The organism is Clostridium pacaense (genome assembly GCF_020709765.2).
GTDB lineage: Bacteria > Bacillota > Clostridia > Lachnospirales > Lachnospiraceae > Enterocloster > Enterocloster hominis.
The window spans coordinates 81,435-99,468 of sequence record NZ_JAJFEB020000011.1 but is presented as its reverse complement, the minus strand read 5'-3'; the positions used below and the strand labels follow the sequence as shown (position 1 = coordinate 99,468).

At 41.3% G+C, this 18,034-nt stretch carries 15 protein-coding genes and 2 pseudogenes; 16 read left to right on the top strand and 1 reads right to left on the bottom strand.

Annotated features, from left to right (window positions below):
• Window positions 1-18: 18 nt before the first annotated feature.
• The 4 genes from LK536_RS47615 to LK536_RS47600 all read left to right on the top strand — a co-directional run bounded on the left by LK536_RS47615 (window position 19) and on the right by LK536_RS47600 (window position 5,898).
• Window positions 19-2,550, top strand: coding sequence for an ATP-binding protein (locus LK536_RS47615; protein WP_227796347.1), 2,532 nt, complete (start codon window positions 19-21; stop codon window positions 2,548-2,550).
• Window positions 2,550-4,277 carry a DEAD/DEAH box helicase family protein gene (locus LK536_RS47610; protein ID WP_227796346.1) on the top strand — a complete coding sequence of 576 codons (1,728 nt, stop codon included), beginning with the start codon at window positions 2,550-2,552 and terminating at the stop codon, window positions 4,275-4,277. Before LK536_RS47615 ends, LK536_RS47610 begins: the two co-directional genes overlap by 1 nt.
• Window positions 4,274-4,972 carry a hypothetical protein gene (locus tag LK536_RS47605; RefSeq protein ID WP_227796345.1) on the top strand — a complete coding sequence of 233 codons (699 nt, stop codon included), beginning with the start codon at window positions 4,274-4,276 and terminating at the stop codon, window positions 4,970-4,972. Before LK536_RS47610 ends, LK536_RS47605 begins: the two co-directional genes overlap by 4 nt.
• Window positions 4,973-5,100: 128 nt before the next feature.
• A complete protein-coding gene (locus LK536_RS47600; protein ID WP_227796344.1) occupies window positions 5,101-5,898 on the top strand; it encodes a response regulator transcription factor in 798 nt (265 codons plus the stop codon).
• Window positions 5,899-6,257: 359 nt separating this feature from the next.
• Here the strand turns inward: LK536_RS47600 and LK536_RS47595 are convergent, their stop codons facing one another.
• Window positions 6,258-7,163 (bottom strand): LysR family transcriptional regulator, encoded by a 906-nt coding sequence (locus LK536_RS47595; RefSeq protein ID WP_130789522.1) that lies wholly within the window; start codon window positions 7,161-7,163, stop codon window positions 6,258-6,260.
• Between the two features lie 137 nt (window positions 7,164-7,300).
• Between LK536_RS47595 and LK536_RS47590 the strand changes: the two genes are divergently transcribed.
• From LK536_RS47590 to LK536_RS47535, 12 genes and pseudogenes are all read left to right on the top strand, one after another.
• Window positions 7,301-7,576 carry a hypothetical protein gene (locus tag LK536_RS47590; protein ID WP_506092181.1) on the top strand — a complete coding sequence of 92 codons (276 nt, stop codon included), beginning with the start codon at window positions 7,301-7,303 and terminating at the stop codon, window positions 7,574-7,576.
• A gap of 36 nt (window positions 7,577-7,612) precedes the next feature.
• Window positions 7,613-9,448 (top strand): glucose PTS transporter subunit IIA, encoded by a 1,836-nt coding sequence (locus LK536_RS47585; RefSeq protein ID WP_227796343.1) that lies wholly within the window; start codon window positions 7,613-7,615, stop codon window positions 9,446-9,448.
• 4 nt (window positions 9,449-9,452) lie between these two features.
• Entirely contained in the window at window positions 9,453-10,889 is a 1,437-nt protein-coding gene (locus tag LK536_RS47580) for a glycoside hydrolase family 1 protein (RefSeq protein ID WP_227796342.1), read from the top strand.
• Window positions 10,890-10,918: 29 nt separating this feature from the next.
• A pseudogene (locus tag LK536_RS47575) lies at window positions 10,919-11,113 on the top strand (LysR family transcriptional regulator); the annotation flags it as partial.
• Window positions 11,114-11,161: 48 nt separating this feature from the next.
• Entirely contained in the window at window positions 11,162-11,833 is a 672-nt protein-coding gene (locus LK536_RS47570) for a LysR family transcriptional regulator substrate-binding protein (protein ID WP_227796379.1), read from the top strand.
• A gap of 90 nt (window positions 11,834-11,923) precedes the next feature.
• A complete protein-coding gene (locus tag LK536_RS47565; protein ID WP_025482936.1) occupies window positions 11,924-12,274 on the top strand; it encodes a MerR family transcriptional regulator in 351 nt (116 codons plus the stop codon).
• Window positions 12,275-12,300: 26 nt separating this feature from the next.
• On the top strand, window positions 12,301-13,002 hold the full coding sequence (locus LK536_RS47560; protein WP_227796341.1) for a flavodoxin: 702 nt from the start codon (window positions 12,301-12,303) through the stop codon (window positions 13,000-13,002).
• The gene (locus LK536_RS47555) at window positions 12,999-14,075 is read left to right on the top strand and encodes a DUF4405 domain-containing protein (protein ID WP_227796340.1); all 1,077 of its coding nucleotides are present in this window, start codon (window positions 12,999-13,001) and stop codon (window positions 14,073-14,075) included. Before LK536_RS47560 ends, LK536_RS47555 begins: the two co-directional genes overlap by 4 nt.
• The gene (locus LK536_RS47550) at window positions 14,056-14,430 is read left to right on the top strand and encodes a TnpV protein (protein WP_001129922.1); all 375 of its coding nucleotides are present in this window, start codon (window positions 14,056-14,058) and stop codon (window positions 14,428-14,430) included. Before LK536_RS47555 ends, LK536_RS47550 begins: the two co-directional genes overlap by 20 nt.
• Window positions 14,431-14,796: 366 nt before the next feature.
• Window positions 14,797-16,716 carry a tetracycline resistance ribosomal protection protein Tet(O) gene (tet(O), locus tag LK536_RS47545; protein ID WP_000691758.1) on the top strand — a complete coding sequence of 640 codons (1,920 nt, stop codon included), beginning with the start codon at window positions 14,797-14,799 and terminating at the stop codon, window positions 16,714-16,716.
• A gap of 51 nt (window positions 16,717-16,767) precedes the next feature.
• Window positions 16,768-16,957, top strand: a pseudogene (locus LK536_RS47540) (cysteine-rich KTR domain-containing protein).
• Between the two features lie 471 nt (window positions 16,958-17,428).
• Complete coding sequence (locus LK536_RS47535) at window positions 17,429-17,941, top strand: sigma-70 family RNA polymerase sigma factor (RefSeq protein WP_000241709.1); 513 nt, start codon at window positions 17,429-17,431, stop codon at window positions 17,939-17,941.
• Window positions 17,942-18,034 lie beyond the last annotated feature (93 nt).

The following is an 18,034-nucleotide window of genomic DNA, read 5'->3' as shown; positions in this document are numbered from 1 at the left end:
TAATCTAGGAGGCATAATATGGTATTTGATTTTACACCAGACCCTAAGGTTTTACTTGCTTTAACGCGAACACCTATGAAACCTATTGATGCGCTTTGTGAATTGATTGATAATGCTATTGACTCTTTTTCAGTTGCAAAGGTTCAGGGGATTAAGATTAGCAACCCGATGGTTTTGGTTACATTACCAACACGTAAGCAACTGGCAACTGGTACTGGTATAGTGCGTATACAGGATAACGGGCCAGGATTAACACCGGAAAATGCTGAAAAAGCAATAAAAGCAGGTTTTTCAGGAAATAACCCATATGATACATTGGGATTATTCGGAATGGGATTTAATATTTCAACAGGTAAATTCGGTAATACTACAACCTTCATAACTGCGCGTAAAGAAAGTAATACATATATAAAAACCATTATTAATCTTACACATATAAATTCAACAAAAAATTATCAAATTCCAGCACAAGAAATCCCGAAAGGGGATAACGAACCATTTAATATAGGTGCTAATGGAACGATTATAGAGATATCAGGGTGGTGGCTTGATGGAAATGCAAACAAAGGATTTATAAATGAACTGGTAAAGTATGGTGACTCCAAAATAAGGGAAGCAATAGGACGGCGGTATGCTACGATTTTACGGGAATCAGCTATTAAGATTGTTATTAATGATAATAAATGTGAACCTTTTGAACACTGTATTTGGGATGCAAACCGTTATATAACAAGGAGGAACGGAATTATACCAGCAGTCATTAGTGTAGATAAAATTATAAGAAGTAGTAAACGGTGTGGAAGGTGTACTGCAATAATCCAGAGTTCTGAGTCAATATGCCCATCATGTGGAGCATCTGAAATTAGAACAATTGATGAGCGGATATGGGGATGGGTTGGTATACAAAGATTTGATTCAGATACTAATTATGGAATTGACTTAATCAGAAATGGAAGAGCTATAAGAATAGCGGAGCAGCGTGCTTTTTTTGAATATGTTAATGAGTTTCAAGAATTGACAAAAGATTATCCAATTGATTCACAATATGGACGAATAGTTGGAGAAATTCATTTGGATTTTGTTCCAGTCGATTTTATGAAACAGGATTTTCAAAGAAGCAGTGATGAGTGGAACGAGGCGATGCTTTATTTACGGGGAAATAGCTCTTTACAACCTAATAAGCCAGGAGCGGACAAGAATGATTCTCCAATCTTTAAATTATATCAAGGTTATCGGAGAGTAAGAAACTTCGGCAAAAGTGATATGTATATGGGATATTGGGATGCTGACAGTAAATCGGCCAAACGTATAAGTAGAGAGACTGAAGCGGACTACTATAAAAAATTTAAAAATAAAGAACCTGGCTTTTACGATGATACTGAATGGTGGAAATTAGTTGAATCTGCGGATCATCCACCAGTAGCAGAATTAATAGAATGTCCTAAGTGTGGTGCGCAGAATTTAAAAGAAGTGGATTGCTGTAATGTTTGCGGGGAAATCTTTAAAGGAAAAGACTGTCTTAATCCTGAGTGTAGAAAAAATATTCCTATGTCGGCACAGTCTTGTCCATATTGCGGCAGTAGTCAGGTACCGATGATATATGAACCTTGGGTCTGCCTGGTGTGTGGAACCAAAAATATAGCTACCAATTCTTCATGTATAAATTGTAATAATACTAAAGGTACAGTAAATCCATTGGAGAAAGAGGAATTATTAAAGGTATCTGATCGAATCGATAATCTTTCCAGTGATTCCTTAATTATAAAGTTAGCTGATGGTGTAGATTCTAATCCTCTTAAAGTACAAACATATGCTGTTCAAAGGCCAATGAATACTTATAGAGGAGATTGCCTTCCATTATTAATCTTTAAAGATGTTGGTAAAATCTCTATATTTATAGATAAAGCACATCGCGTTTTTCATAATTGTGGCATTAGAGCAGAACAAGTCATTGCTAATGAGATTGCTATGTATTTATACGACGAAAGACGCAATCATACCAATTATTTAGAATACAATCTTACTAATTTAGCATGGAAAGTTTTGCAAAAGCGATGGGGTGATGTATTGGAATTATCTACTGATGCAGTAGCTACTGAAGCAAAGGTGTTATTATCAGAAGTGAGAGATAAGATAAGAATTGCTTTAGGTAAGGATGCAGAATATTATTTTGATGACTTGTCAAAAGAACAGAAAAAGTTTATTACCGATACAATGATAGAAAATGGGATAGATTTATCAGATATTGCAGATTTAAAAAGCAGTGGTGAATACTTGAATTTTGTATCATTTGATTTCCTTTTAACACTATTTACATCTATTCCGGAAATCTTTTTTAACAAAGGTGTTTGGGATATTGACTACTCTTCAAAAGGAGAAGAGATTTTGGGAAAGGAAATTATAGATAATGCTAAACAAAAATTAAAGAAACAATACGCGAACTGTTTAGAAGATGTAGTGAGTTTTGAAAATAATAAATATTCAGATGTAACTGCTTTGGAGAGGGTAAGACTTTCTATTAAGTTTCTTTATAAAAGGATGGTGCAGTAGTGCTTGCATGTAAGACAGATATTATCAATGGATCATGGCAATCATTTGAACGTAATTTAAGTAGGCTTCTAATATATGAGGGTTTTAGTAATGTGCGGCTTGTTGGCCAAACAGGAGATCATGGTGCAGACGTTACTGCCTTTAAGGTTAATAAACGATGGTTGTTTCAGGCAAAGCATTGGAAAAAACCAATAGGAATATCAGTAGTGGACGAAACTATGAAAGCAATTAGAGAATATGAGGCGGATATACCTGTGATTGTCTCTGTTAACGGATTTGAGTCAGCAGTTAAAGAGTATCAGCAGGTTATGTTATCAAGAGGGATTCCGTTACAACTTTGGGATGCAGATTTGTTGATTAAAAAGACCGCAAAGTTAGAAGATACGATACTCAACCAAAAGTGTCCAAGACCATATCAGGAGACTGCCATAAAAGAAGTAGTTAGTGCATATTTTGAAAAAGGTATTAACCGGGCTCTTATTGTAATGGCTACAGGCCTTGGTAAAACATTTATTGCGGCGGAGAGTATTCGTAGAATAAGGTGTTCAGACTCAGTACGGGTTTTGGTATGTGCACACACAAATGATTTAGTATATCAATTGGAACGGGCGTTTTGGCCTTTTTTAAAGCCTACAGAATCAACACTTGTTTGGAATTCGTATGAGCGTCCAACATATGAACAGTTAAGAAATGCTGACTATATTTTTGCATGTGTTAATTCAGTAGCAAATTGGATTGAAATGCATAATGATTTACCGGATATTGGTGTTTTTTGTGTCGATGAATGTCATCATGTGGGATCATCTATTTATGATAAGCTATTTGAATATTTCAAAGCAGGCGAGCTAACTGGAAGTTTTGCGTTGGGAATGACAGCTACGCCATGGAGGCCGGATGATGTAGAATTAACACAATATTTTGGTTATCCAAGGATTAGTATTGATACGGTTATGGGACTGAAAAATGGTTTTTTAACTAATGTTGATTATCGGATGTATACAGATAATATTAATTGGACTGCGTTGAAAAATATAAATGGATATAGTTTTTCGCCTAAACAAATAAACCGAACCTTATTTATTAATCAATGGGATGACGCAGTAGTGTATACATTAAGGGACGCTTGGAAGGAGCAGCTTAATCCAAGGGCAATAGTTTTTTGTGGAACTATTGAACATGCTAAGATAATGCGTAATAAGATAAATTTATTAGGTTTTTGTAATGCAGAAGCAATATTTTCAGGCACGTCAAGTGATGAATCTGAACGTATTTCCCAATACAAGCGTAATAAGATATTAAGTGATTTTGCAGACGGCAAAATAAATGTTGTATGTGCTGTGGATATCTTTAATGAAGGAATTGATGTGCCAGATGTTAACATTTTAGTTTTTCAGAGAGTTACTCATTCAAGACGTATTTTTATTCAGCAATTGGGGAGAGGGCTACGTCTATCTGAAGGAAAGAATAAAGTTATCGTTTTGGACTTTGTATCTGATATTAGGCGGTTTGCGGCAGGTATATCTTTAAAAGATTCATTAAACAGGAATGAATATGGCAGTGTTCGCATCGACTTGCCACATTCTGTTAAATTCATGAAAGTTGGAGGTGAGGATCAAAAAACTGAGACTTTTTTAAGACAGTGGCTGAATGACGTTGTTGAAATAGAGAATGCAGGTGAGGATGCTAGTATTTTACGGTTTCCCCCTGATTTAGGGAGTGTTTTATGAAGTTTGAAGAGGTAGTTCAAAATTTGTGTAAACTTGAAAATATGAAGTTGAGTAGCATACGTCCAGGTGCGGAAATTACAATTTTGAATATTGATTTAAAATCAGAAAGAATTGCTATAAAAAATGCAGCAGGAAAAATTAATTACAGGTCATTAGGTGAGATTAGAAAAATATGGAATAGATTACTTACAGAACCTGCTGTTCATGTTGATGGTGTATTAAATGGTTCAGGTAGTAGTAGAAACCAGCCAGAGACAATCTTGGCAAATTTACCGTATATTGAATGGACTAAGATTAATAATAAGAAACATATAGTATATGTAGGGCGGGAGACACATCCGTATGGAACACTACAACAAGTTAGCGCTTTTGAACGAAATCAGATTATTGAAATATATAATAAAAGAAAAGAGGTTTATTTAGCGCTTATTGTTGTAAATGATATTGTAAAATCAACAGATGATTTTGTCAAGACTTTTGGAATTAAAGCAGATGCATTGGAGAATGGTGTATACTTTTTTCAGTTTCCGAATGGACGTGTAGTTTTTTCCTCGAATTTCAAGATTGATTTACCATGTGGCTGTTATATTTTTTTAGATGTAAAATATGAAGAATCAAAGAAAATTAGATTTTTGGGTAACTATTATTATGTAGTATTGCTCAATGGAATGAACTACTTATGTAAGGTAACCTAATTATAGGTGGATATTTTTTGGTAAATATACATTATTGGTATTTCTCTATAATTATGGTTGAATCTATATTGATGACTTAGACTTGAGTTTCTGGGAAATAAGGAGACTTAATAACAAAGGAGCTCTCCATGCACATACTAATTGCCGAAGACCACCCTGACCTCCAGAAAATCCTAACCCTCTACCTACAGAAAGAGGGTTATCAGGTATCTGTTGTATCCAACGGACGGGAGGCCATAAACTACCTTCTGAAGCACAGCAGTCCCAGGAAGCAGAAATCCTTAAAAAAGCTGGAGTATCAAAAATCAGCCCATGAAAGACCGTTCTATCGGACCAAGGAAACCCAATTTCCAAGCACCACTCCATCGGACACTACTTTACCTAACTCTGTTCCACCCGCCACCATCCCCGACCTCCTAATCCTGGACTGGATGATGCCGGTCCAGGATGGCATCCAGACCTGCCGTGAAATCCGCGCCCTGAACCTTCCAATCAAAATCCTGATGCTGACCGCAAAGGGGGAAACAGAGCATGAAATCCTGGGGTTAACCAGCGGGGCAGATGACTATGTGCGCAAGCCATTCGACATCAAGGTGCTTCTCCTGCGCATAAAGAAGCTTTGCCGTCTGGAAGGTATCCTGTGCTGCGGGGACATTTCCCTGAACCAGGAGACCTTTGAGGTAAGGAAAGGCGGCAATCCGGTAGTCCTGACCAGGACGGAATATGAACTGCTCCGTTATTTCCTGAACAACCAGCGGATTATCCTGACCAGGGAGCAGCTGTTAAACCATGTATGGGGAATGGACTTTGAGGGCGACAGCCGGACCGTGGATACCCATATCCGCAGGCTTCGCAGGAAAATCGGAGAGGAGTATATAAAGACCCGTATCGGAATCGGCTATGTCATAAGTGACAGGAAAGATTAAATAGAGCATCCGGTGATTTCACTGGATACATTGTGGGAGCATCGGGAGTATGAAATTTTTGCTGTATTCTATGTAGATGAGGTGGAATGGGTACAGGAAAACGGCCAAATGTATCAGGTTCTGCATAGAAAAGGTGTAAGTAAAGCCAAGGCAGCTTATGCTCTCAAAGAGTCGGAAGAGTATGATACTGGAATCACACCGGAATCAAATTGCCCTATTAAAATAGTGCAGAAAAGATAGTCTTTAATGGTATGGAAATCTAATAGTGATAAATGGTAAATATTCTAATTCAGAAGTTAAGTTATGGGAAATGCCGCTCTCTCACGTTATATGGAGATGCGGCATTTCCTGTTCTATTTTTAAGTGCCTGCTGAATCAGTTAATAAGGCAATATCTTCTTTCAACTGTTCCAAAAACGCCTGGGCAGCTTTTGAAAATGGTTGGTATTTTTTCCAGACAATATAGACCCCGGCGTTTAGTCCTGGCTTAAAAGGACGAAAGCACAATTTACTGTCAGAAGTACCAGTAAACAAATCAAAATCAATACAGATAGAATACCCCATTCCGTCTGCAACCATAATAGTAGCATTATAGGGCAAATCTGTTGTGGCTATAATGTTCAGTTTCTCTGGCATTTCGCCAATCCATCTGGTTAAGAATCCATATTCCATAAACTGTCTTGGCATAATGAGTGGAAGACCCCGTAAATCCTCCGGGCAGATTGCATCTTTTTGTGCAAGAGGATCGTCTTTCCTCATAATGACCCCACAAGATTCCGCAGCAGGCTGATAGAGAAAATCGTATTGATTCACATCCACCGGCTCAATCAGAAGGCCAAAATCAAGAAGCCCTGCTTCCAGCCGTTCCAATATTTCCATGCTGTTGCCGCTATAGATATGAAAACAGATGTCGGGATGTTTTTCTGTCAGATGTCTGGCGGCTGTAGAGAAATAATGGAATGAGTCGAATTCTCCGGAACCAATATATACCTCTCCGCTGACGGCTTCCTCTCTTTTTGCTAATTCAGATTCCGTCTTCTTGACTAATGTTAAAATCTCATCTGCGCGTTTTCGCAGTAAAATACCGTCTTCCGTAAGGGTAATATTTCGATTGCTGCGGATAAACAGCTGCTTGCCGACTTCAAGCTCCAGCTCTTTCATCTGCCTGGATAAGTTTGGCTGTGTCAAATGCAGAGTATTGGCTGCTCCCAGAATACTTCCTTCCCGTGCTACAGCCAAAAAGTAGCTTAATGTGCGTAATTCCATAATTTTGTATGCTCCTTCCGCGAAATATCCTGAAGCTATCGTGTTATAGTGATTATAGTATCAAAAAAAGATATACTTATCAAGTATATCTGTATATAAAATACAAGTATTTGATATATCAATGATTTTCTATTACAATGATTTCAGAGGTGATGGATATGTCTTATTTACCGCTTAATAGAAGGGACCTGGCGCAGACACTAACCGATTCCTGTTATCCGCCTGAAAAGATACAGCAATTTCTGGAGGCATATGATAACGGACAAATGAAGGAATTAATTACAGTTTTGTCTGCACACCGGAGATCTCTTCTAAATAAGATTCATGAGCGACAAGGGAACTTGGATTGCCTGGATTATCTGATTTATCAGTTAAAGCAGCAGTCTGAAGCAGCAGACAAAGAGAAATCATAGGAGAGGTTCATATTTATATTGATGGGAGATGGTCATATGGTAAAGAAGAAAAATCTGAATTATGATGAAGTGGCAAAAAATATTATCGCTAATATAGGCGGTAAAGAGAATATCAACAGCGTCCGTCATTGCATTACCCGTGTTCGTTTCCGGCTTAAGGATGAAAGCAAGGCCGACGATGGGATTGTGAAGAATCTGGAAGGGGTGCTTTCCGTTGTTCATGGAGGCGGTGAATATATGACGGTCATCGGCGATGCGGTGGAAGATGTGTATGATGCGGTCTGTGTGCAGCTGGGAATGCAGGATGGATCAGGAAGCGAAACGGAAGCAGAGGAAGAAAAGAAAGTGAATCCAGCCATGCGTGTACTGAATATGATTGTCGGCGCTGTTCTTCCCTGCCTGAATATGATCTGTGCAGGCGGTATCATAAAAGGATTGCAGACAGTACTTCAAATGACTGGCATGATTCAGTCCGGAAGCGGACTGGATTTAATCATTAGCGCAATGGGAGATGCAATATTTTTCTTCCTTCCGGTTTTCCTGGGAATGAATCTGGCAAAGACGTTAAAGGGGGATGGATTTTTGGGTGCCCTCATTGGCGCAATCCTCTGCTATCCCACGATTAACGGTGTGAACCTGGAATTGTTTGGACATACAATTAACGCCACATATACCAGTTCCTTTTTGCCGGTTATCGCAGTTACGGCCGTTGCGATTCCGCTGGCAAGATGGTTAAACAAATACATACCCAAAGTGGTTGCCAATTTCGTGACACCGGTAATTACCCTGGCGGTTGTTATACCGTTTGGATTTACCCTGATTGGACCGGCCGTCAATCTGGCGGGCAGTCTTGTGAACACGGGGATTACCGCCTTGCTGGATACAGTTCCGCTGCTTGCCGGTATTATATTTTCCGCATTGTACCAGGTTATGGTTTTATTTGGTATCCATACTGCGCTGACATCATTTTCTTTCATGAGTCTTCTGGAAGGAAATCCGGACGCAGTCATGGCAATGTCCTGCCTGGTCTGCTTTGCACAGACTGGTGTTGTATTGGGGATTTACTGCAAAACCAGGGATAGGAAGCTGAAATCCATTGCGCTCCCGGCGTTTATTTCCGGTCTGTTCGGGATTACAGAACCAGCCATTTATGGAGTGACTCTTCCACGCATTAAAATGTTTGTATTGTCCTGTGCCGGAGCGGGTATTACCGGGGCCATCATTATGCTGACAGGTACGAAAATGTATAGTTTCGGTCTTGGGGTATTTGCTGTCCTTGGAATGGTGAATCCGGAAGCTCCGAATTTTATCCCTCCGATTCTGGCCGTTGTAGTTCCGTTTGTGGTATCATTTATGCTTGCTTACGTTTTACATAAAGATGAGGCAGTCCCTGCTTCTGACTCTGCACAGATAACGCCAGGCAGCGAAACAGCAGTCCATGAGAAACTTATCATCGAGTCTCCTGTACCGGGAAAGGTTGTTTCAATCAGCCAGGTACCTGATGAAACATTCTCCAGCGGTATACTTGGCAAGGGATTTGCGGTTGAACCTTCAGAAGGAAAAGTGTATGCGCCGTTTGACGGTACCTGCGTAACCATATTTGAAACCTTACATGCCATGGGCCTGGAATCAGGCAATGGGGTCAGCCTGCTGATCCATGTGGGACTTGAAACGGTTGGACTGAACGGGAAACCATTTAAGGCCCATGTCAGTAATGGAGATAAAATTAAAAAGGGACAGCTGCTGCTGGAGTTTGATATAGATGGGATTAAGGCTGCCGGCTGCCCGGTTATTACACCAGTATTAGTTGCCAATGAAAGCGAAGTTGGCAAGGTTGCGATAGAAAATGATAAAATTGTGATTGGAGGCTAAGAATATGAAATTTCCTGAAAATTTTTTATGGGGCGGCGCAGTTGCTGCCCATCAGTGTGAAGGTGGCTGGAATGAAGATGGAAAGGGAATCGGTGTTCCTGATATTATCACCAATGGGAGTCATACGGTCCCGCGGAGAGTTGATTCCAGCCTGGATCCGGAACTGTTTTATCCTACCCATGAAGCCATAGATTTTTATCACCATTACGAAGAGGACATCGCTCTATTTGCTGAAATGGGATTTAAGGTATTTCGCCTGTCCATCAACTGGACCCGGATTTTTCCTACCGGTGAAGAAGAAAAAGCGAATGAGAAAGGGCTGGCTTATTATGATAAGGTGTTTGACTGCTGCAGGAAGCATCATATTGAGCCTTTGGTGACAATTTCCCATTATGAACTCCCGTATGCGTTGGTAGAGAAATACAACGGCTGGGCTGACCGCCGTCTGATTGATTTATATATGAATTATTGTAAGGTCATCTTCGAGCGTTATAAGGATAAGGTGAAGTATTGGCTGACGTTCAATGAGATTAACTGCGGTACGCTGTTCACTGGAACAACGATTGCAATCAGCACCGTTCAGGGATATACAGGTCCTTCCCTGGAAGCTCCCGTCACAATGCAGACGCGTTATCAGGCGCTGCACCATCAGTTTGTGGCGTCGGCCCGTGCTGTGAACCATGCCCATGAAAACTATCCACAATTTAAAATGGGAAACATGATTGCATTTTTACCGGACTATCCTTATACCTGTAATCCGGATGACGTGTTGGCAGTCCAAAGCCATATGAGGATGGTGAACTGGTTCTGCTCTGATGTTCAGGTGCGAGGCAGTTATCCCAGCTATTCCAGACGTTTCTTCGCAGAAAATAATGTGGAGATTAAGATGGAGCCGGGGGATTTGGAAGAACTGAAAAAGGGGACGGTTGATTTTTACACATTCAGCTATTACATGACTTTCTGTGTTTCCACTGACCCTTCTGTAGAGTGCGCCGCCGGAAATCTGTTGGGAGGGGCGAAAAATCCCTATTTGAAAGCTTCTGACTGGGGATGGCAGATTGACCCCAAAGGTTTGCGCTGGACGCTGAACGAGATTTATGACCGTTACCAGATTCCGCTAATGGTGGTCGAAAACGGTTTGGGAGCACATGACGTGAAGGCTGAGGACGGAAGGATACATGACGAGTACCGCATTGACTATCTGCGTCAGCACATCGGGCAGATGGGCGAAGCGATTGCCGATGGCGTTGACTTAATCGGGTATACCCCATGGGGCTGCATTGACCTTGTCTCCCTGTCCACTGGCGAGATGGCGAAACGATATGGTTTTATCTATGTCAATAAATTTGATGACGGAACCGGTGACTTGAGCAGGGAACGCAAAGACAGTTTTTACTGGTATCAGAAAGTGATTGCCACCAATGGGAGCGACTTGAGTTAATATTGATAAAGACTTTGTATTCTGATATAATGACACGAAAAGGGGGCGGGAATATGGAACTTCGGGTGTTGAATTATTTTCTGGCGGTAGCCAGAGAGGAGAATTTTACAAGGGCGGCGCAGATGCTCCATGTTACTCAGCCCACCTTATCCCGTCAGATTGCACAGCTGGAGGAAGAACTGGGGGTAGAGCTTTTTACCAGAAGTAATCATAATATCATTTTAACTGAATCTGGCATGATACTGAAGCACCGGGCGCAGGAAATGCTGTCCATGGCAGAGAAAACACGTCAGGAGCTGCTGCAGGGAGACGAGGAACTTACCGGAAAAATTTGTATTGGCAGCGGAGAGTTTCAGTCCACCAGATTACTGGCTCAGATTATTTCTTCTTTTTCGGAGAAGCATCCCCTGGTCCAGTATGAAATTTACAGTGGAAATGCGGAAAACGTCCATGACCATATTGAAAGAGGGCTTTTGGACATAGGATTGATGGCAGAACCCATTGACATCCGTAAATATGATTTTGTTTCCATGCCGGTAAAGGAACGCTGGGGAGCCTGGGTAGGTGCGGATTCTGACCTGGCACAAAAGGAATGGATTCAGCCGGAGGATCTGATGGGCAGACAGTTAATCATTGCCAAAGGTGAATTTTTGAAAAGCAGTATTGGAAAATGGCTTGGTGATTTAAACACCCAGGTGAAAATTATTGCGACCGGTAATCTGCTATACAATGAAGCGATGCTTGCGGAGAATCGCCTGGGTATCGTGCTTGGAATTAAGCTGAACTGTACGTTTGAACATCTGCGCTTTATTCCTCTGTATCCTTCCCTTGAAAGCAGTACAGCCCTTGCCTGGAAAAAAGAGCAGGTCTTTTCCCCTGCCGCCGGCAGTTTTATAAAGTTTTTAAAGCAATACGAAAAAGTAATATCTGATGATAAAATATAGGCATTAGACATTACAACATAAAAGGATTAAGATGAGGGTGTTCCTGAATGGAGCACCCTTATTTTCATGAGTAAAAAGCGAGGTGGAACTATGACAATCAATGAAGCAAGTGAACGGTATCATATTCCGGTTGAAGTTTTAAAGGAATATGAAAGCTGGGGGCTGTGTGATGAAGTAAAGAAAGTGATGGGGGTATGGCAGTACGATGACCAGGATATACAAAGGCTTAGTATGATTATGACGCTCCATGACGTTGGATTTGACAACAGCGAGGTTGAGTCTTATATGCGCCTTCTTCTGGAAGGGGATTCAACCGAAAAAGAACGGCTGGATATGTTAAACAAAAAACGGGGAGCGACTCTTGACGAACTCCATTTTAAACAGAAACAGTTAGACCGCGTGGACTATTTGCGGTACAAAATTCAAAAAGCGCATAAGTAAGGTTCAAAGAGAAGGAGGACTCTACAATGAAAAGAATACTATCGTTCATCTGTGCCTGTTCCATGGTGTTTGCTGTGACTGCCTGCGGCAGTCAGGGCAGTGTGCCTGCTCCTGGCACAACGGCACCAGCTTCTTCACAGGAAACCGGAAAAGAGGTACAGCAAACGGAACCTCTGCAGAGCGGCAGCGGGGAGAACGCCTCCGTTATGGAGGAAACCGGCAGGGAAGCTGGTCCTGATATTCTGGTCGCATATTTTTCCGCGACGGGAACTACGAAGACCCTGGCAGGATATATCTCTGAAGTTACCGGGGGAGATTTATATGAAATCGTACCGGAAATCCCGTATTCATCAGAAGACTTGAATTATAGTGACAACAACAGCCGAAGCACCAGAGAACAGAATGATGAAGGCGCCCGCCCTGCAATCTCCGGCAGTGTGGAGGATATGGACCAGTACGAAATAATCTTTCTGGGCTATCCCATCTGGTGGGGAGAAGCGCCGCGTATCATCGATACCTTCATGGAATCTTATGATTTCAGCGGAAAGACGATTGTTCCATTCTGCACTTCCGGAGGCAGCGGGATTGGCGCCAGCGCACGAAATCTGCATGACCTTGCAGCCTCGGATGTAACCTGGCTGGATGGGGAACGGCTTAGCAGTGATATCTTACATGAGGAAATGGTGAGCTGGATTGATGGTCTTTCACTGGATGTGATGGCCCGGTGAAGACGGCAGAGTTAAAGAGGATGGTGGATATATGCCTGCTTGTCATGCTTCCTGTTTTGATGGCAGAAATATTGACCGGTCAGGAATTTCATGAATGGATTGGGACGGCGATGGCCGTTGTGCTGCTCCTCCATCATCTGTTAAACATAAATTGGTTAAAAAATATCGGGAAAGGGAACTACACACCGCTTCGCAGCCTTGGCACGGTTATGAATTTGCTCCTTTTTGCAGATATGTCTGTTTTAATAATCAGCGGCATCATGATGAGTGGATTTGTATTCGAGTGGCTGCCTGTTTCAGGAGGCATGATTCTGTCCCGCAGACTTCACCTGTTTGCTTCCCATTGGGGGCTGATTCTGATGTCCCTGCATACCGGGATGCATTGGGGGATGGTGGTAAGACTGGGAACAAAGTTTCGGAAGAAATCAGAATCAGAAGACGGACTGACCTGGCTTGCCAGGGGCCTGGCAGCCGCAATTTCCATATTCGGTATCTATGCTTTTATACAGCAGGACATGCCAGACTATCTGTTCTTAAAAACGGCCTTTGTCTTTTGGGATGAAACGAAGCCGGCTGCTATGTTTTTTTTAGAAACACTTTCCATTATGGGATTGTTTATAACAGCCGGTTACTATGGACAGAAACAAATGAAAGGATTAAAAGGGAACGGCATGAAACATAAGACGGCAAAATATCTCACTTTCTTAATTCCAATCCTGATTTGTATAGGGGTTATTTTCTGGCTAATGAGAGGAAACCGTATGTCCCCAGCCGGTTCATGGGAAGCCATGCCTCCTGTGGAAGCAGAAGAAAATCTCTCACAATCAGTCAATCAGAAACAGGAGGAAAAGGAAAGTCAGACAGAAATAAACGATGGTTTTGTCTTGGTTTCTGGTGGAACGTTTTTGATGGGAAGTCCGGAGAGTGAAGCGTGGAGAGGGGATGATGAACAGCAGCATACGGTTACGGTCAGCGATTTCTATATGAGTCCCTATGATGTAGGACGGATTTTGCGGACATTCAAAATAAAAAAGAATGTGGAGGTAACAGACAATGGCAAAATCATTATTTGAGGAACTGGGCGGCAAATACGAAAGGCAAGGGGATTATTTGATACCGTGCTTAACTGTACCCGCCGAAGAAGAACAGGCAATAGGCATCTGGGGGCAACGGCATTTAGATTATCTAAAACAGTACCGTAAAGTTACATACACCAATCTTCTTACAAGCGGCAGGCTAAACGCCTACCTTGCCGACATCAACAGACAGGCACAGGAACGCTTTGAAAGGCTCATAGAGGGTATGAAACAGGCACAGGGCATAACGGAACAGCTAAAGGCAGAAAACGCCTTAGAATGGACAGGATGCCTCAATAACATAAGGGCTTGTGCGAGGGAGATTGTGGAAAAGGAAATTATTTTTGCATAAACAGATGATTAGTGGCAGGGGGAAATCCTGCCGCTTTTTCTGCTTTAGTTTGTCAGCTTGACAAATAAAGGGTTAAGGAATATAATTAGATTCAGTATTATACAAGGAGTTAATAAATATGCGGCAAGGTATTCTTAAATAAACTGTCAATTTGATAGTGGGAACAAAAAGTAGCAGTCCCGTTTCACTTTTAATATGGGGCTTAGTTTTTTGTACCCAGTTTAAGAATACTTTTATCATGTAATTTTATATGCCCGAAAACATATAAGTGTTTTGGGGCTATTGGAGTTATTTACCCAGTGATAGGAGTATTTATCACTGGGTATTTTTATGCCCTTTTTTGGGTGTTGATAGGAGGAAAATCACATGAAAATAATTAACTTAGGCATTCTGGCTCACGTTGACGCAGGAAAGACAACATTAACGGAAAGTTTATTGTATACCAGTGGTGCAATTGCAGAACTAGGGAGCGTAGATGAAGGCACAACAAGGACAGATACAATGAATTTGGAGCGTCAAAGGGGAATCACTATCCAGACAGCAGTGACATCTTTTCAGTGGGAGGATGTAAAAGTCAACATTATAGATACGCCAGGCCATATGGATTTTTTGGCGGAAGTATACCGTTCTTTATCCGTATTAGACGGAGCAGTATTATTAGTTTCTGCAAAGGATGGCATACAGGCACAGACCCGTATACTGTTTCATGCACTACAGATAATGAAGATTCCGACAATTTTTTTCATCAATAAAATTGACCAAGAGGGGATTGATTTGCCAATGGTATATCGGGAAATGAAAGCAAAGCTTTCTTCGGAAATTATAGTGAAGCAAAAGGTTGGGCAGCATCCCCATATAAATGTAACGGACAATGACGATATGGAACAGTGGGATGCGGTAATTATGGGAAACGATGAACTATTAGAGAAATATATGTCAGGGAAACCGTTTAAAATGTCAGAACTGGAACAGGAAGAAAACAGGAGATTCCAAAACGGAACGTTATTTCCCGTTTATCACGGAAGCGCTAAAAACAATCTGGGGATTCGGCAGCTTATAGAAGTAATTGCCAGTAAATTTTATTCATCAACGCCTGAAGGTCAATCTGAACTATGCGGGCAGGTTTTTAAGATTGAATATTCAGAGAAAAGGCGGCGTTTTGTTTATGTGCGTATATATAGCGGAACATTGCATTTGAGGGATGTTATTAGAATATCTGAAAAAGAGAAAATAAAAATCACAGAGATGTGTGTTCCGACAAACGGTGAATTATATTCATCCGATACAGCCTGCTCTGGTGATATTGTAATTTTACCAAATGATGTTTTGCAGCTAAACAGTATTTTGGGGAACGAAATACTGTTGCCGCAGAGAAAATTTATTGAAAATCCTCTCCCTATGCTCCAAACAACGATTGCAGTAAAGAAATCTGAACAGCGGGAAATATTGCTTGGGGCACTTACAGAAATTTCAGATGGCGACCCTCTTTTAAAATATTATGTGGATACTACAACGCATGAGATTATACTTTCTTTTTTGGGGAATGTGCAGATGGAAGTCATTTGTGCCATCCTTGAGGAAAAATATCATGTGGAGGCAGAAATAAAAGAGCCTACTGTTATATATATGGAAAGACCGCTTAGAAAAGCAGAATATACCATCCACATAGAAGTCCCGCCAAATCCTTTCTGGGCTTCTGTCGGGTTGTCCATAGAGCCGCTCCCTATTGGAAGCGGAGTGCAGTATGAAAGCAGAGTTTCACTTGGATATTTAAATCAATCGTTCCAAAATGCGGTTATGGAGGGGGTTCTTTATGGCTGCGAGCAGGGGCTGTATGGATGGAAAGTGACAGACTGTAAAATCTGTTTTGAATATGGATTGTATTATAGTCCTGTAAGTACCCCCGCAGACTTTCGGCTGCTTTCCCCTATCGTATTGGAGCAGGCTTTAAAAAAAGCAGGGACAGAACTATTAGAGCCATATCTCCACTTTGAAATTTATGCACCGCAGGAATATCTCTCACGGGCGTATCATGATGCTCCAAGGTATTGTGCAGATATTGTAAGTACTCAGATAAAGAATGACGAGGTCATTCTGAAAGGAGAAATCCCTGCTAGATGTATTCAAGAATACAGGAACGATTTAACTTATTTCACAAATGGGCAGGGAGTCTGCTTGACAGAGTTAAAAGGATACCAGCCAGCTATTGGTAAATTTATTTGCCAACCCCGCCGCCCGAATAGCCGTATAGATAAGGTTCGGCATATGTTCCACAAGTTAGCTTAACAGCTTGCAAAAGTCATATAAAATGAGATTTGAAAGGATTAGAGACTAATTATGATGAAATGCGAATGGATATTGTGTCCTGTTTGTGGGAGCAAAACCCGTAATAAAATTAGGAAGGACACTGTTTTGGAGAATTATCCCCTTTATTGTCCAAAATGCAGACAAGAAAGATTGATTAAAGTTGACAACTTGAAGATAACTGTCATCAAAGAGCCAGACGCTTAAGACGCAGAGCCGATGAAATTGTGGAACAATTCACGAATCATCGGCTCTTTTTGTTTCGTATTTGAAAGAACAAACTCACCAAATAAAAAAAACGATATTCGGGTGGGTTATTTTGTTATACCCTAAATTACCCTCTGAATTTGTTTTTAAATTTGGAGGGATTTTTTTATGTCCTTTTTTCGGGCAGTTATCTATCTGCTCATACGAAGCAAAATTTATCAATACATAGCATATCAGAGAACGGCAGGAAACCAGTTAAAAAAATTTCTGCCAGTGCAACGGTACTTCTCACCTTGAAAGTAGAAGTACAATCTCCATACAATAGAATTACTATTTCCTATAACCGTAAAGGTCACAGAGCCTTTGCGGTTTTTCTTTTGTCGATTTTTGTTGGAAAGTGCCGTAGGGCTGTTTCTGATATGCGGTGTCGTTCTCCGCCTCTCCATCTGGATTTTTTACATTTCAAAAATTCAGATGGGAGGTATTTATGGTGAAATATGCACCAAGAAAGGTATATATCAGAGAAAGTGGCGGCTATGTGGAATTATCCTACACGGAGTTCTGCCGTTGCAGGGAATCCGACCAGACCTATATGGACAAGCTGTTTATCCCCATTCAAGGCTGTCTGCTTGAAGTCGTGAGGGAGCAATACACAGACTTCTACCGTGACAAGGAACGGTGGCGTTATCTGCAAAAATTAGATACAAAGAATAGACTGCTATCTCTCGACGGATTTACGGACAGCGAGGGGAATCCTCTGGACTTTATCACTGATGAAGCGGTGGACATTGCAGAAACCGTTGTCAATGCGGTCATGGTGGACAGGCTGAAAGCCGCCCTGCCTTTGCTGTCGGATAGTGAACAGGAGCTGATACAGGCAATCTTTTTTGACGGACTTTCCGAGCGTGAAGTCGGGGCGAGGTTGGGCATAACCCAGAGCGTTGTAAACAAACGCAAAGCCAGAATCCTAATAAAACTAAGAAAGATAATAGAAAATTAAAATTTAAGGCGTTCAGCCCCCTTGTTTTTTCCTTTGGGAAGATGAGGGGGCTTTTCTCTGCCCTCTCAATCAATTCTGATTGGAGGAAGTAAG